Annotated in this window: 13 protein-coding genes; 7 read left to right on the top strand and 6 right to left on the bottom strand. The window is 63.3% G+C overall.

Going from position 1 to position 14,922, the window contains the following annotated elements; translation table 11 throughout:
• Positions 1–63 precede the first annotated feature (63 nt).
• The 3 genes from IU367_RS03515 to IU367_RS03505 all read left to right on the top strand — a co-directional run bounded on the left by IU367_RS03515 (position 64) and on the right by IU367_RS03505 (position 4,556).
• Positions 64–2,124: a PA5441 family protein gene (locus tag IU367_RS03515; protein WP_274453452.1), complete on the top strand. Its 2,061-nt coding sequence runs from the start codon at positions 64–66 to the stop codon at positions 2,122–2,124.
• Positions 2,094–2,819, top strand: coding sequence for a DUF3142 domain-containing protein (locus IU367_RS03510; RefSeq protein WP_274453451.1), 726 nt, complete (start codon positions 2,094–2,096; stop codon positions 2,817–2,819). Before IU367_RS03515 ends, IU367_RS03510 begins: the two co-directional genes overlap by 31 nt.
• 111 nt (positions 2,820–2,930) lie before the next feature.
• Entirely contained in the window at positions 2,931–4,556 is a 1,626-nt protein-coding gene (locus IU367_RS03505) for a response regulator (RefSeq protein WP_241326534.1), read from the top strand.
• 90 nt (positions 4,557–4,646) lie between these two features.
• Here the strand turns inward: IU367_RS03505 and IU367_RS03500 are convergent, their stop codons facing one another.
• On the bottom strand, positions 4,647–5,960 hold the full coding sequence (locus IU367_RS03500) for a sodium-dependent transporter (protein WP_043557400.1): 1,314 nt from the start codon (positions 5,958–5,960) through the stop codon (positions 4,647–4,649).
• 479 nt (positions 5,961–6,439) lie between these two features.
• On the opposite strand from IU367_RS03500, the gene IU367_RS03495 reads away from it, so the two are divergent.
• Positions 6,440–7,156, top strand: coding sequence for a substrate-binding periplasmic protein (locus IU367_RS03495; RefSeq protein WP_274453449.1), 717 nt, complete (start codon positions 6,440–6,442; stop codon positions 7,154–7,156).
• A 137-nt stretch (positions 7,157–7,293) separates the two neighbouring features.
• Here IU367_RS03495 and IU367_RS03490 read toward each other — a convergent pair whose 3' ends face one another.
• Both IU367_RS03490 and IU367_RS03485 read right to left on the bottom strand, forming a co-directional pair.
• Entirely contained in the window at positions 7,294–8,607 is a 1,314-nt protein-coding gene (locus IU367_RS03490) for a sodium-dependent transporter (RefSeq protein ID WP_274453448.1), read from the bottom strand.
• Between the two features lie 213 nt (positions 8,608–8,820).
• Positions 8,821–9,660 (bottom strand): isopenicillin N synthase family dioxygenase, encoded by an 840-nt coding sequence (locus IU367_RS03485; protein WP_241326537.1) that lies wholly within the window; start codon positions 9,658–9,660, stop codon positions 8,821–8,823.
• Between the two features lie 205 nt (positions 9,661–9,865).
• Here IU367_RS03485 and IU367_RS03480 point away from each other — a divergent pair, with 205 nt between their 5' ends.
• A complete protein-coding gene (locus tag IU367_RS03480) occupies positions 9,866–10,429 on the top strand; it encodes a DUF2799 domain-containing protein (RefSeq protein WP_241280747.1) in 564 nt (187 codons plus the stop codon).
• Between the two features lie 143 nt (positions 10,430–10,572).
• Here the strand turns inward: IU367_RS03480 and IU367_RS03475 are convergent, their stop codons facing one another.
• Positions 10,573–11,394, bottom strand: a complete 822-nt coding sequence (locus tag IU367_RS03475) for a Cof-type HAD-IIB family hydrolase (protein WP_274453447.1) — start codon at positions 11,392–11,394, stop codon at positions 10,573–10,575.
• A gap of 144 nt (positions 11,395–11,538) precedes the next feature.
• Positions 11,539–12,771 (bottom strand): MFS transporter, encoded by a 1,233-nt coding sequence (locus tag IU367_RS03470; RefSeq protein WP_274453446.1) that lies wholly within the window; start codon positions 12,769–12,771, stop codon positions 11,539–11,541.
• Between the two features lie 283 nt (positions 12,772–13,054).
• Here IU367_RS03470 and IU367_RS03465 point away from each other — a divergent pair, with 283 nt between their 5' ends.
• Together IU367_RS03465 and IU367_RS03460 are read left to right on the top strand one after the other, a co-directional pair.
• Entirely contained in the window at positions 13,055–13,678 is a 624-nt protein-coding gene (locus IU367_RS03465) for a helix-turn-helix transcriptional regulator (protein WP_274453445.1), read from the top strand.
• A 308-nt stretch (positions 13,679–13,986) separates the two neighbouring features.
• A complete protein-coding gene (locus IU367_RS03460) occupies positions 13,987–14,463 on the top strand; it encodes an Lrp/AsnC family transcriptional regulator (protein WP_274453444.1) in 477 nt (158 codons plus the stop codon).
• 111 nt (positions 14,464–14,574) lie between these two features.
• Here IU367_RS03460 and IU367_RS03455 read toward each other — a convergent pair whose 3' ends face one another.
• Positions 14,575–14,892: a hypothetical protein gene (locus tag IU367_RS03455; protein WP_042865582.1), complete on the bottom strand. Its 318-nt coding sequence runs from the start codon at positions 14,890–14,892 to the stop codon at positions 14,575–14,577.
• Positions 14,893–14,922 lie beyond the last annotated feature (30 nt).

Genomic DNA, 14,922 nt, shown 5'->3' with positions numbered 1-14,922 from the left:
CTGGCCACATCTTGTAGCTTGCCCCCATCCCGTTCCCCCTGCCCCTGGCCGGAGATCTCCCCCATGAAACTGACCCCCCTGTGGCTGGCGCTGTGCAGCCTGCCCGTGCTGGCCTGCGGCCCGGATGGCTGCGAAACGCCGCTCACCCTGCAACTGACCGCCGCCCAGTGCCATCTGAACGGGCTGCCGTTTCTCTCCCCCGATAACGACACCCGCACCAATCTGGCCCTGCTGCTGGCCGATGAGCAGGCCTTCTCACTGCCCGACGGGGCCCTGCCCCTGCCCTTCACGGTCGATGCGCTGATAAGCCCGGCCGTCGGCGACACTGGGCCCGCCGGGCCGGACCCCCTGCTGGCACTGGCCGCCGGTCTCGGCATCGAGGAGAGCACCACCCAGGCAGCTCTGGAGCGTGCCGCCGGCTGGAGCGAGGGGCGCTGCATCAGCAACAATCCCGTCTCGGCCGAAGCCTTCCTGCTGGCACTGGCGCAGACGCAGGCACTCACCGCCAGCGATCGCAGCCAGCTGGCAAGTCAGCGGCTGGCCATGCTGGGTCAGTGCGGTCAGCCGCAGGATGCGGATCAGGGCACGGCTCAAGACCAAAGCAAGCCAGCGTCGCTGTCGCCCGCCGCCCAGGGTTTCGCCGACTACCTGACCGCCAGCCGGCACTTCTATCAGGGGGAGTTTGCTCAGGCCGACGCCCTGTTTGCCGCCCTCGCCGGGCAGGACCAGCCCTGGCTGAAGGAGACGGCCGATTACATGCGGATCCGGGTCGCCCTCAACCTGTCCCAGCAAAGCGCCTTCGACGACTGGGGCACTCTGGATCGCAACCAGATTGACAAGGCCGCCGTGCAGCGCAGCGAGCAGCTCATCGGCGACTACCGCGCCCGCTATCCAAAGGGGCGCTATCTGGATTCCGCCACCGGGCTGCTGCGTCGGCTGGCCTGGTTCAAGGGAGACAAGGAGCTGCTGGCGAGTCACTATCTGCAGGCGAGCCAACGGCAAAGCGCGCCGGATCTGGTCAACGAGATCGATCTCAAGCTGCTGATGCAGCCCGGCTTCACCGGCTCGGTGGCCATGCCCATGCTGACCCTGGTGCAGGATCTGCGCCGGCTGCGGATCCATGACAGCTGGGATGAGTGGCAGCCGCTGCAAGCCGCCGAGCTGACGCAGCAGACCTCCCAGTTTGCCAGCAACCCGGCCTGGCTTGCCTATCTGCAGCAGGCCGAGCGTTACTACCTCGCCAAGGACTATGACGCCGTGGTGGCGGCCGCCCCCGAGCTCGGCGCAGGCCATCTGGATAACCTGGCCTTCAGTCAGCAGGTGTTGAAGGGGATGGCGCTGGCAGCCCGGCAAGCGTGGCCCGCCGCCGAACAACAGTGGCGCGCCCTGCTCGCCAACCAGCCGACCCCCTTGCAGGATCAGCTGTTGCAGCTGGCCCTGGCCATGACACTGGAACGGGCCGGTCAGCTGGAGCAGATCTTCGCCAAGGAGAGCCCCATCAGGAGCGATCACTACCGCATTCCGCTGCTGGAATATGTGGCACCGGCGCCTCTGCTGCGCCGTATGGCCCGGGATGAACAGGCCTCCGACACCCTGCGCCAGCGCGCCAGCCATACCCTGAGCTACAAGCAGCTGACCCATGGCGACTACCGGGGCTTCCTGCAGGATCTGGCGGGCAGCCCCGCCACGGCGCCGTTCGACTGGCAAGGCAGCCAGGGTTACCAGTGCCCGGCACTGACCTCGGTGGTCACCACCCTGGCCGACAATCCCAGGTCGCCCAAGGCGCTCAACTGCCTGGGCGAGTTCTTCCTGGCACAGGGGCTGGACTGGGATCCCCTGCTGTCACGCCCCGGGGCCGATACCCTGGCGGGCAGTCCGGATCTGTTTGCCGGCAAGCAGAGCAGCCGCCTCGACTGGTATCAGAGGGTCATTGCCAATCCCAAGGCCGCCAGGGAAGAGAAGGCCTACGCCCTCTATCGCGCCATCAACTGCTACGCCCCGAGCGGCAGCAACGGCTGTGGCAGTCAGCAGGTGTCAGTCAACCAGCGCAAGGCCTGGTTCAACACCCTCAAGCAGCAACACGGGACCAGCCAGTGGGCAAAGCAGCTCAAATATTACTGGTGATGCTGGCCCTGCTCGGCACGGATGCCGGGGCCGCCGTCGAGGCGAGTCAGTATCGGCAGTTCTGGCTGTGGGCCGGGGTCAGACCCCAGCCAGTGCTGCAACAGGCCGAGCGGCTCTATCTGCATCAGGGCGAGATAGGCCCCCTGGACTCGGCCCTGCCCCTGCATTTTCAGGGGCAGGGCATAGCGCCGAGCAAGCTGCCCGTCGGCGAGCTGTGGCTCGCCTATCGGGTGGAGCGGCTCGACTGGGATGCCAGGCTGCTGCAGAACCTCGAAAACCAGCTGGCAGCCTGGCAGCGAAAGGGCAATGAGGTACGCGGCATCCAGATAGATTTCGATGCCCGCACCCATCGGCTGGCCGACTATGGCCAGTTCCTGCGCCAGCTGCGACGCCAACTGCCCGCCCGCTACGCCATCAGCATCACTGGCCTGCTGGACTGGACCCGTACCGGCGACATAGGGGAGCTGAACGCGCTGGCCGGGGTGATCGACGAGATGGTGGTACAGACTTATCGGGGTCGCAGGACGGAACCCGGCTACGCCCGCTATCTGCAGGCACTGCACCGGCTGACCCTGCCGTTCAAGCTGGGACTGGCCCAGGGTGGAGAGTGGGATCCCGCCTGGGAAACGAGATTGGCGCAGACCCCCGCCTATGGGGGGGTTGTGGTCTTTCTCATCAATCCTCCACTATCTTGACCGGAGGAGGGATTGACCCGGGCTCGTGGCTGGGCGATAACATTAGCTCTTTTTGAATCCGGTTGCGTGCCATACTTCCTCGTACTGTGATCCCGCAAAGGAGTGCCAAGGATGCAGATCCTGTTGATCGAAGACGATGCCATGCTCAGCTCGGCCCTCTCCAAGGGGTTGAATGAGCACGGTATTGCGCCATCCCAACTGATCCACTGCAAAGAGCTCACCACCCTGCCCACCCTGCTGCGTCAGCAGTCGTTCGATGCCGTCATCTGCCGCCAGTATCGCCATCAGGCTCGCGAAGGGATCCGCCTGCTGCAGGAGGCGCACTATCTGGGCTTGCTCGAACCGGGCTGCGTGCTGTTGTTGCTGGATGAGGATCATGATCTGCTCCAGTATCCCCCCTCGGATCTCTACTTCCCGCTGCACCTGCCCATGCCGTTCACCGCAGAGCAGCTGACGCTCTGCCTGCGCGATCTGGTGCTGCTGACCGGGCTGACCCGCCCCCTGCCCGCCCCGATGAAGCTGAGGGAGTGGCATATCGGCTGCGCCCTGTGTGAAGACCTGCTCTATCAGCAACAGAAACACAGGGAGCTGGGCCCGCTGCTGGACAGGGTCAAGGGCTACATGTTGCTGCAGCAGCAGGATCACTTCCACGCCACCCAGCACTATGCCATGTGCACCACGGAACACGACGCCTGGTGGCCGCGCAAGGGCCTGATCCACTCACTGCTGGGATTGAACAAGCTGGACAGCGCGCGCAAGGATCTGGCCCGCAATCAGGAACGGCTGCCACCCAGCATACAGCTGGAGCTGATGCTGGCCTGCCTGCTGCACGAGTCACAGTGGGAATCTGCCTGGGAGGTGCTCAACCAGTTGCTGCACAAGCAACCCTGGCAGCCCGAGTGGCGCCAGGCCGCCATCCTCTTGGCCCTGCTGCTCAAAGACGAAGGGAAGGCGCTCGAACAGGCCAACGCCCTCAGCCTGCGCTTCTTTTCCGAACACAAGTTCCGGATATCCATCGAGAATTTCATTCTGAACGCCAGTCTGGCGGTGATCTGGCACTACCCCACGGCAGCCCGGATCAGCGCGTTGCAGCAGGAGTATCAGTACCTCAGTCAGGCCGTGACCCTGCGCGCCCATGAGGATGCCTTGCTGCAGGCCCTGATGCTGAGCCTGGATTACCGCTTCGACGAGGCCCTGGTGCTGCTGGCAAGACACCCGCCGGAGGCGGCGCGGGACACACACCTCAACCAGCTGCTCGGTTTTGCCGTCAGCCAGTTCTGCGGCCTGCCCCACCATGCCCAGCGCTACCTGACGCAGCTCAGCCAGTATCAGGCCAGGGTGGCACCGTCCCCCCTGCTCCAGCAGCTGTTCAAGCAGGTGGTCACAGATCAGATGCAACAGCTGGAGCGCCGTGAACAGCGGCTGACCTATCTGCGCCAGGAGCGGCAGAGAGCGACAGTGGCCGCCCAGCATCAGCTCGCCGTACAGTACGCCCTGACCCTGCAGGAGGAGTTTCCTGCGCTGCCCGGCGATGCCTGGCAACTGCTGGAGTTGCTGCAACTGTGCTGGCCCGCCGGCATGCCGGCCCCCAAGGTGGCGCTGCTGGTTGACCGGCTGGAGCGGCGTCTGACCCACAGCGCCTCCTTCATGGAACACCATGCCGCGGCGTACCAGAAGACGCTGCTGCACATCAGGTCACACCTGAACCCCAGATTGCCCACCACGCCGCCCAACTGAGCCCGGCACGGGTCGGGCTTTGCTATCAGATACCCAGGCAGAGCCCGGCACGGCCGGCCCCTGCTAGCAGGCACCCATGCAGAGCCCGGCTTACAGCAGGCCCCGCACCAGGATACCGGCGATCAGCAGCGGCGCCACCAGACGCCAGCACCAGAGCAGGCCGAAGCGCAGCAGCGGAGAGAGGCCGGCGGGCAATATGCTGTCTCCCAGTCGCCAGCCCAGCAGCAGGGTCAGCACCAGGCCGAACAGCGGCATCATCAGGTTGGAGGTGAGGTAGTCGAGCAGATCGAAAATGGTCTTGCCAAACAGGGTCAGCTCGCTCCAGGGACCGAACGACAGGCTGACCGGGATGCCGGAGGCCATGATCAGCAGGGTCAGCACCCGGCAGGCGCCACGGCGGGACCAGCCCCACTCCTCCGTGGTGAAGCGCACCAGATGCTCCAGCATGGAGATGGAGGAGGAGAGCGCCGCCACCAGCAGCAACAGGAAGAACACCACTCCCAGCCCCTGACCAAACGGCAGATGGCTGAACACGGCGGGCATGGTCATGAAGGTGAGCCCTGGCCCGGCAGTCGGGTCAATACCCGTGGAGGCCAGCGCCGGGAAGATCATCAGCCCCGCCAGCACAGAGATGAGGCTCGCCAGCGTCACCACCCAGACCCCGGAGCGCAGCACACCCTCGCTGCTCGGCAGGTAGGCGCCATAGGTGGTGTGCACCCCAAGGCCGATGGAGAGGGAGAAGAAGGCCAGCCCCAGTGCATCCAGCACGCTCTGGCCGGTCAGCATGGAGAAGTCCGGCAGCAGCAATTGACGCACCCCGGCCATGGAGCCGGGCATGGAGAGCCCCACCGCCACCAGCAGCAACATCATGATGAACAGGGCCGGCATCATCCAGCGCAGCGCCCGCTCCACTCCCTTCTGAATGCCGCCCTGCACGAACCACCAGGTCAGTCCGGCGAACACCAGATGGGTCAGCACGGGCCACCAGGGGTCACTGACATAGCCGTTGAACAGGGCGGTCAGCGCCGAACCCTCGCTCAGGTTGAGCTTGCCCGCCACAGCCAGCGCCGCATAGCCCACGGTCCAGCCGCCGACCACGCTGTAGAAGCTGTAGATGAAGAAGCCGCACAGTATTCCCATGTAGCCCATCCAGCGCCAGTTAGGCCCCACCAGCTTGTTGAAGGCGCCGAGTACCCCGCGCTGGCTGCGGCTGCCGAGCAGGGTCTCCCCCACCAGCACGGCCACCCCCAGGGTGAAGCTGAACAGCAGGAACACCAGCAGGAAGGCGCCGCCGCCATTGGTGGCCGTCACATAGGGAAACTTCCAGATGGCGCCGAGGCCGATGGCCGTGCCGGCCGCCGCCAACACATGACCGAGACGGGAAGACCACTGAACCTGGCTCATACAACCTCCGGGGAAGACAACATCGAATCGATACTCCATGGCTGACAACACAATACGTAACAACAAAAAAGGCCGCCTGGTGGCGACCTTTGCAATGAACATTCAGACAAACTGCGCGTGCAAGGTCACCTCTCTTGCGAGCTAAAAAATCGGCCGGACAGCGCGAAAATCGGTGACATGGATAGGGTGACCTGAACGCCAAAAAGGAGCCACAGCCTAAACCATGGAAAGAAAAATTGACACATAGTTGATAAAAATTTTTCAATCTGGCTGAAAAATCGGCGCAGCCCGCTCTCCATGCAGGAAAAATGCGCACCGCGCCTCGCTCGGCCAATCCGTTGAACGATAATAGTCTTAGCCTTTGTGGGCACATTAGCCGCCGAAACAGGGGGCAACACGCCCCTCCCCCGCGTTGCGGGCAGGCCAGTGTCCCTGATCAGCATGGATGCACAGACGTGACGCACCGGACCGGATACCGCATGAAATGGACGCTTCTCCCCTGGCTACTGCTGGGCAGCCTGACCCTGTCGGCGCAACCCGCCCTGACCCTGCTCAGCCATGAGCTGCCCCCCTTCACCCAGTCCCGTGATGGCCAGCTCGGCGGGCTGGCCGTTCGGCTGGTGCGGGAAGCCCAGCAGGAGATGGGGGTCAACTACCCCATCAAGCTCTATCCCTTGAAGCGGGCGCTGGCCCTGACCCGGGTCGAGCCGGGTTTTGCCATGTTCGTGGTGCTGCGCACGCCCCAGCGGGAAGCCCAGTTCAAGTGGGTGGGGCCGCTGTTTCTGAACCGGGTGCTGATCTACCAGGCCAGGGGCAGCCAGCCGCTGACCGACCTGGCCCAGCTGCGCCAGCTGGAGCGGGTCGGCGTCCTGCTCGGCAGTGCCGATGACGAGCGACTGACCCATGAGGGCTATGCCAATCTGGTGCGCTACAAGACGGTCGAGGAGGCCGTCGAGCGGCTGGTGCTCGGCAAGATAGATGCCTTTCCGATGGGCGATCTGATCATGAGCGCCACCCTGGACCAGATGGGCTTCTCCCCGCGCAGCGTGGTGAGCTCAGAAGTGCTGCTGCACGAGTCCTGGCTCTACATCGCCTTCTCCAAAAGCGAGGATGACGCCGTGATCGCCCGCTGGCAGGCCGCCATCGACAAGGTCAGAGCCAGACATGGACAGGCGCAGCCGTCCGCCCAACCCTGAATCCTTTACACCAGCCTCCGCACCAGGCCCCCACGGATCTGCCGTGGTGCCAGCGATCGCCAACCCTAGTTACACCAATCCCCGCACCAGGCTCCCACTGATCCGCAGCGGTGCCAGCCAGCGATCGCCAACCCTAGTTACACCAATCCCCGCACCAGGATGCCGCCGATCAGCAAGGGGGCCAGCCAGCGCCAGCAGCCCATCACCAGGGTGCGCCAGTGTTGTGCCAATCCACGGGGCAGCGCCTGCTGACCCAGTTTCCAGCCCAGCAACAGGGTGAGCGCCAGCCCGAACATGGGCATCATCAGGTTGGAGGTGACAAAGTCGAGCAGCTCGAAGATGTTCTTGCCAAACAGGGTCACCTCCGCCCAGGGGCCGAACGACAGGCTGACCGGAATGCCGTTCACCATCACCAGCAGAGTAATGAGGCCGCAGGCCGCGCGACGCGACCAGCCAAAGCTCTCGCAGATAAAGCACTGAAGGTGCTCCAGCAGCGAGATGGCCGAGGAGAGCGCAGCCACCACCAGCAGGGAGAAGAAGATCACCGCCAGCCCCTGGCCGAACGGCAACAGCTGGAACACGGCCGGCATGGTCATGAAGGTGAGCCCCGGTCCAGCGGCGGGATCTATGCCGGTCGCCGCCAGCACGGGGAATATCATCAAGCCCGCCAGCACGGCGATCAGGCTTGCCAGCAGCACCACCCAGAGGCTGGAGCGGCCGACCCCTTCACTGGAGGGCAGGTAGGCGCCATAGGTGGTGTGAATGCCGAGGCCAATGGAGAGGGAGAAGAAGGCCAGCCCCATGGCATCGAGCACCCCGGACATGCCGAGCTTGCTGAAGTCCGGCATCAGGAAGTGGCGCACCCCGGCCATGGCGTTGGGCAGGGTAAGGCCGAAGGCCACCAGCAGCACTATCATGATGAACAGGGCCGGCATCATCCAGCGCAGGGTGCGCTCCACCCCCTGCTGCACGCCGCCCTGCACGAACCACCAGGTGAGAGCGGCAAACAGCAGGTGGGTCAGCACGGGCCAGAGCGGATCGCCGACATAGTCATTGAAACGGGCGGTCAGCGCGGCGCCATCCCCATGTTGCAGGCTACCCGCCAGCGCCATGCCGGTGTAACCCAGGGTCCAGCCCCCCACCACGCTGTAGAAGCTGAAGATGAGCAGGCTGCAGAGCAGCCCCATGGCCCCGACCCAGCGCCAGCGTTTGCCCATCAGGGCGCTAAACGCCCCCACCACACCACGGCGGCTCAGGCTGCCGAGCAGCGTCTCCCCCATCAGCACGGCCACCCCCAGGGTGAAGCTGAACAGCAAGAACACCAGCAGGAAGGCACCGCCACCGTTGGCGGCCGTCACATAGGGAAACTTCCAGATAGCGCCGAGACCGACGGCGGAGCCTGCGGCGGCCAGGATATAACCGAGCCGGGATGACCATTGGGACTGCTTCATAAGAACTCCAATACAGGTGCCCACCACCTGGGCCCGAAATGACGCTCAGAGTACGGTCAGGGCCACGCAATCACAACGCCACTTATCTGGCTAAAAAACGATTTATTGGCATCATTGCCTAATTAAATTCAATTTAACGCGCTATCGTGCCAACAAATAAAAACCGGAGCATTTTTGCTCCGGTTCTGGCAGTCATGAGTGTGCGTTTTGGGACTAGATGACCCCCAGCTCCCGCAGCCGCTCCATCAGGTAGCTGTGGGCGGTGTGACGCTCGGAGAGCACCACGTCCGGCCGCGGGTGAAGGAACAGCGGCAAGGAGATGCGCGACTTGCTGGCGCTGCCGCCGGTCGGGTTGATGACGCGGTGGGTGGTGGAGGGGTAGTAGCCGCGAGAGGCCTCCTGCAGCATGTCACCTATGTTGATGATCAGGGTGCCAAAATCGCACGGCACGTCCATCCACTCCCCGTCGGATCCCTTCACCTGCAGGCCCGGCTCGTTGGCGGCGGGCAGTATGGTCAGCAGGTTGATGTCTTCATGGGCGGCGGCGCGGATGGCACCCGGCGCCTCTGTGCCGTCGAACGGCGGATAGTGCAGCACCCGCAGCAGGGTCTTCTGGCTCTCTTCGATCATGGAGGAGAGCGGGCAGCTGTAGTGGGCGGCGATGTCGGCCGGGGTGTATTGCTCCACCCAGCCCAGCAGCTCGGCGGCGAGATCGTTGGCGAGGCGATAGTACTCCATCGCCTGTGCCTTCAACTCTTCCGGCATCTGGCCCCAGGGGTAAATATGGAAGTACTCCTTGATGTCCTTCTGGCTGTGACCCTTGGCCACCTCGGACACGGAGGGCGGGAAGTAGCCATCCTGGGTCTCGCGGTTGAACAGGAAATCCTGCTTCTGTTCGCTCATGAAGAAGCGATACCAGTTGTCATATATGGACTGCACCAGCTCTTTCGGGATGGGGTGGTGGGTCAGCACGCCAAAGCCGGTGGTACGCAGGGATTCGGTGAAGCGCTGCGCCGCATCGGGCGAGCGGTAATCGACGGTCAGGACTTTCATTATTTTTGTTACGCGCCAGTTAAAAGATGGCGCAGTTTACCTCGCCCATGACCACAAGGAAAGTGAGCCGCCCCTCCCGCCCCGGCCCGTCACCAATAGTGACAAAAACGTCAGAAAACGGCGCCAGCCAAGACCCGCGCTCATCCCTTGTCCTGACCCGGCATCCTCACTAGAATGCCCCCATCATCCATGCCGGAGCCCGTTTATGTCCCCCAAGATCCTGTTGCTGACCCTGCCCTTCCTGCTCGCCGGTTGCAGCTCGCTGTCGGAAGAGGAGTGCCGCGCCATGAGCTGGTACAACCTGGGCTATCAGGATGGAGAACAGGGCAAGACCCGTCAGGCGACCCGTGACTATGTGTCGACCTGTGGCGAATACGGCCTCAAGGTGGATGAAGCCGAGTGGAAGCGGGGCTATGCCAAGGGGCTGGAGCTCTACTGCATTCCCGAACTCGCCTACAGCAAGGGCAAGTCAGGCGCCGAGTATCTGGGGGTCTGCCCCAACGATGCCAGCTTCCTCACCCAGTACGATCGCGGCCGCCAGGAATATCTGGTGGAGAAACAGCTCAGCGACCTCAAGAGCGACATGGAGCGGACAGAGCGCGACATCGAGACACTGGAGCGGCAGATCCGCAATGAGAACGACAGCAAGCAGCGCGACTACTACCGGGCCCAGCGCGAGCGCGCCATCCGCCATTACGAGGGGCTGCGCCGCGACTATAACCGGATCCGTTTCCCGGACCGGGTGATCCAGTTCTCCTTCGGCAATTAAGACTCAGGGCGGCCTCTTCCACCGAATACAACCGGAACTGCCTCCCGGGCCGGCTGACCCTCTTGTCTTCCTGACATTGATGCAAAGGGGCCACCCTGGCTATTTTACAGCCAGGGTGGCCCCTTTCCTCTGGTCGCGGATCCTTACGACGGCAGCACCCAGCGCTGCAACGCCAGCGCTATGCCGTCTTCGTTGTGATCGGCGGTCACCAGGTCGGCATGAGCCTGGACATGGGTGGCGGCATTGCCCATGGCGACCGCCAGCCCTACCTGTTCGAACATGCTGATATCGTTGTTGTTGTCACCAAACGCCACCACGTTTTCCATCGCTATCCCCTCGCTCTGGGCCCAGCGGGCCAGCCGGTTGCCCTTGCTGCAACCGGGTTGCACCAGCTCCACCGCATAGGGCGCCGCCCAGTCACGGGTAAAGGGCATGGCCTCGACCACCTCCCCCATGAACTGATGCAGGCGGGCGGGATCCTGGTTGAACAGCTCCAGCTTCCAGATCGGATTCTTCAGCCAGCTCGCCAGATCGTCCGCAGGCAGCAGGGAGATCTTGAGATGATCCGGCTGATTGGCCGACCAGTGGCGCATCCGGGTGATGTGATCCTCACAGCCGATATAGCCGATCCCTTCGCTCAGGTGGAACAGGGCGCCCATCTGCTGCGCCTCGACCTGGGCCAACAGCTCGGTGAGCGGGGCCACCGCCAGCGGATCTCCCGCCAGGATCTTCTCCTGCACCGGATCATAGAGGTAGGCACCGTTGCTGCAGATGATGGGGGTGTCGAGGGCCAGCTCGTGATGGAAGGGACGGGCCGTCATGAAGTGGCGCCCCGTCACCAGCAATACCTTGATGCCGTGGGCCCGCGCCTGGGCCAGCGCGGCCCGGGTGGCGGACGAGATCTTGTGATCCCGGGTCAGCAGGGTACCGTCCATATCTAACGCAATAGCCTGGTAACTACTCATATCACCTCCAACATCGGACACGAATACAAAGAGCCATACCGTCCCAAACCCGCCGGCAGGATGCAAGCCCTGCGACAGGAGATGCGGCCAATCTGTGATCTGTCCACGGCCCAGGGCAAGCCTTTTCCCTGCTCTGGTCGCCACTCAAGCAGGCTCGGCACAACTCGCCAGGCGCCGATCGGCCCGCTTGCGCAGACCGTAGAAACCGAGGGTACAGAGCAGGCCAGAGATCGCGGCCAGGTAGAAGGGCCACTCTGTGCCCGCCAGCAGCACCAGACTGCCCACCAGCACGGCCAGGATCTCGCTGCCTACCGCCAGGCCTCGGTAGATCCCCATCGCCTGCCCCTGCTGCTCAGCATGGCTGCGGTTGGAGACCGCCACCGAGGTCGCCAGCTCCCCCAGGCTCATGCCGATACCGGCGGGGATGAAGGTGAGTGCCAGCCCCCACCAGTGGCCCGGCAGCACGAACATCAGCATGCCCGCCGCCATCACCAGATGACCGACTATCCCGAGGGAGCTGCCGCGCCAATGGCGGGCGAGACGGGATCCCAGCCAGGATCCCAGCATCATGGGCACGCTCACCAGCACGGCCGCCTGCGCCAGCTGGACCGGACCCCAGGCCAGCCGCTCCACCAGCCAGACGTTGAAGTAGGTGAAGTAGAGCTGCACGGCGCCGTAGCTGAGCAGGGTCAGCACGAAGTAGGGCAGCAGGGCCGGTTGCAGCAACAGCTGACGGGAGGAGAACGAAGGCGCCTGCTGCTGGCGGGCAACCGGCGCCTGATTGGGCAACAGCCAGAGCACCAGCAGCAGGTTGACCAGGGTCATGGCCACAGCCAGCCAGGCGGCCAGGCTGTAATCCCCCGATACCACGGCGGCATAACCGCCGATCATGGGGCCCAGCACCCAACCCAGATTCATGCCTATGTTGATCCAGGCGAAACTGCGCGCCTTGGTCTTGGTGGTGCTCATGTCCGCCGCCATGGCCTGCACTATGGCGATGTCGCCATTGAAGAAACCCTCCACCACCCGGCTCAGCAACAGCAGTGGCAGGGATCGCCAGGCGATCCCCAGCGCCATCAGGGCATAACCGGCCAGCACGCCGACCAGACAGACCGTCAGTATCGGCTTGCGGCCGTGGCGGTCCGAGAGTCGCCCCAGCCAGGGGGCGCCCACCAGTTGAAACAGCGGATAGAGCCCCATAATGACACCCAGCCACACCTTGCGACTCCAGTCCGACGCTTGTGGCGTCAACATGCCCTGCGCCGGATCCAGCATCAGCGGCGCCAGCACGGGCGAGGGCAGGCTGAACCCCGCCACCGCCAGTGTCACCGTCATCACCAATACCCAGAGGGTCGCCCGTCCCTTGATCCCATCCATGTCAGCCTCATTAAATAAAGTCATTGGTTTATTTATACTGAGCAAGGTGCATTATTAAGTAAAGTGAATTATTGATTTAAAGGAGACCGCTATCCATAATGACCCCATGAACGCCAGTCGTGACAAGCTCCCGCGCCTGCTCGAGATGCGATGGATCCCCGGATCCAACGCCTGTCGATAGCGAGAGCCACCGAATGAACGCCAGCACCGACAAGATACCGCTTCTGCTCGAGATGCTATGGATCCCCCGGATCCACCGCCTGCCGATAACGAGAGCCGCCAAATGAACGCCAGCACCGACAAGATACTGTTTCTGCTCAAGAGCCACGGGCCCCAGAGCGCAGCCGCGCTGGGAGAGCAGTTGCAGATGACCTCCATGGGCGCCCGCCAGCATCTGATTGCGCTGGAGGCCGACGGCTGGGTGGGTTTTAGCGATGAAGCCCGTGGCCGGGGCCGCCCGGTGCGGCTCTGGCACCTGACAGATCAGGCCTGGCAGCGCTTCCCCGATACCCACAGCGAGCTGACGCTGCAGCTTATCGACAATATCCAGCAGTTGTTTGGCGAGGTCGGCATGGAGCGGTTGATCCAGCAACGGGAGCAGCAACAGCTGGGTCGCTATCAGGCACAGCTGACCCAGCCGGCGCTGGCTGACAGGCTGACCGCCCTGAAAGAGCAGCGCACGCGAGAGGGCTATATGGCGGACATGCGCCAGGAGGAGGACGGCAGCTGGCTGTTGTGGGAGAGTCACTGCCCCATCTGCGCCGCGGCGCGGGCCTGCCGGGGATTTTGTCGCAGCGAGCTGGAGATGTTTCGCCAGTTGCTGGCGCCGGCCGGGGTAGAGCGGGAGCAATACCTGCTGGACGGGGATCACCGCTGTCTCTACCGCATCACGCCGCCGAATCCTTGATTGCCAAATGCCAGAAACAACAAAGCAGGCGCCGGGATGCCTGCTTTGTTGCCTTCGGGGAGGGGATGCTCTCGTTCCAGCCCGTCGTTTCCCGATAAGGTCGGACGGCTGATGGGGTTCTTGACCCGGTAAGGTCCTTCACCACAGAGACCTGGTTGGGTTTCTGTCTTGCCACCGGAAGATGCAACCATAGTATCCCTGCCGGCGCGGTGAGTGGTTGCGAAGTAGCATGTCTTTTCAGTTGTTTTTGCAATAGTTCACCCTTAATCTAGGAAAAGTGAATTAGTAATTGCAACGAGGAACGGAGAATGCTGAAACTTGATCGCATAGACAGGCATATTCTGGAGTTGATGCAGGAAAATGGCCGCATCAGCAACCTGGAGCTGGCCGAGCTGGTCGGGCTCTCCCCTTCCCCCTGCTCCCGCCGGGTCAAGGCGCTGGAGGATGCCGGTCTCATCGATACCCACGTCACCCTGCTCAATGCCCGCCAGCTGGGGCTCACCCTCACCGCCTACATTCATATCTCCATGGACAGACACACCCCCGAGCGGTTCGAGAATTTCGACAAGGCCATCAAGGAGCTGCCAGAGGTGCTCGAATGCGACCTCATCACCGGCAACGACGCCGACTACCAGCTCAAGGTGGTGGTGCGGGACATGGAACACTACCAGCACTTCCTGCTGGACAAGCTGACCCACATTCCGGGGGTGACCGGGGTGCGTTCCAGCTTCGTGCTGCGTCGCATCAAGCACAAGACGGCGCTGCCGCTCACTCATCTGGGGTAGGGTCTGATGGCAGAGCGGCACGCCCTCTCTGCCATCACGACAAAACCGATAACAAAAAGAGGAGGCCTGGGCCTCCTCTTTTTCATTTTTGCTTGCTCGATGGCGCGTCTGTCAGACCGCAACCTGGCTGACATCCTGCACCTGCAAGAGCCAGCCGGCCTGCTCCTGCTGGGGCTCACCGCTGACCCGCAGCCGCTCGCCGGTTGGCACCCACTGCCCCTGGGGCAGGGCGACCAGCAGGCTCTCGCTGCCGTTGTCGAACAGCCAGCGATCTTCACCCAGCGACTCGATCAGATAACCTTCCATCTCCACTCTGGACTCGGCTTGCCAGGATGGCGCAACGGAATCACGGCTCTCGATGAAATCCCCCTGAACACCAAAACTGGCCAGCCCCCACAGAATGGAGAGCCCGACCAAGGATGTTTGCATCTTGTCTCTCCTCTTTTGGAACTGTGGGGC

The sequence above is a fragment of the Aeromonas bestiarum genome (assembly GCF_028751155.1).
Taxonomy (GTDB): domain Bacteria; phylum Pseudomonadota; class Gammaproteobacteria; order Enterobacterales; family Aeromonadaceae; genus Aeromonas; species Aeromonas bestiarum.
Note: the sequence above shows the minus strand (reverse complement) of the source record. Positions and strands in the feature narration are given on the sequence as shown.

Coding starts and splice junctions, on each gene's coding strand:
- IU367_RS03515 (WP_274453452.1), top strand. CDS start 64: ATGAAACTGACCCCCCTGTGGCTGGCGCTGTGCAGCCTGCCCGTGCTG.
- IU367_RS03505 (WP_241326534.1), top strand. CDS start 2,931: ATGCAGATCCTGTTGATCGAAGACGATGCCATGCTCAGCTCGGCCCTC.
- IU367_RS03500 (WP_043557400.1), bottom strand. CDS start 5,960: ATGAGCCAGGTTCAGTGGTCTTCCCGTCTCGGTCATGTGTTGGCGGCG.
- IU367_RS03495 (WP_274453449.1), top strand. CDS start 6,440: ATGAAATGGACGCTTCTCCCCTGGCTACTGCTGGGCAGCCTGACCCTG.
- IU367_RS03490 (WP_274453448.1), bottom strand. CDS start 8,607: ATGAAGCAGTCCCAATGGTCATCCCGGCTCGGTTATATCCTGGCCGCC.
- IU367_RS03485 (WP_241326537.1), bottom strand. CDS start 9,660: ATGAAAGTCCTGACCGTCGATTACCGCTCGCCCGATGCGGCGCAGCGC.
- IU367_RS03480 (WP_241280747.1), top strand. CDS start 9,866: ATGTCCCCCAAGATCCTGTTGCTGACCCTGCCCTTCCTGCTCGCCGGT.
- IU367_RS03475 (WP_274453447.1), bottom strand. CDS start 11,394: ATGAGTAGTTACCAGGCTATTGCGTTAGATATGGACGGTACCCTGCTG.
- IU367_RS03470 (WP_274453446.1), bottom strand. CDS start 12,771: ATGGATGGGATCAAGGGACGGGCGACCCTCTGGGTATTGGTGATGACG.
- IU367_RS03465 (WP_274453445.1), top strand. CDS start 13,055: ATGAACGCCAGCACCGACAAGATACTGTTTCTGCTCAAGAGCCACGGG.
- IU367_RS03460 (WP_274453444.1), top strand. CDS start 13,987: ATGCTGAAACTTGATCGCATAGACAGGCATATTCTGGAGTTGATGCAG.
- IU367_RS03455 (WP_042865582.1), bottom strand. CDS start 14,892: ATGCAAACATCCTTGGTCGGGCTCTCCATTCTGTGGGGGCTGGCCAGT.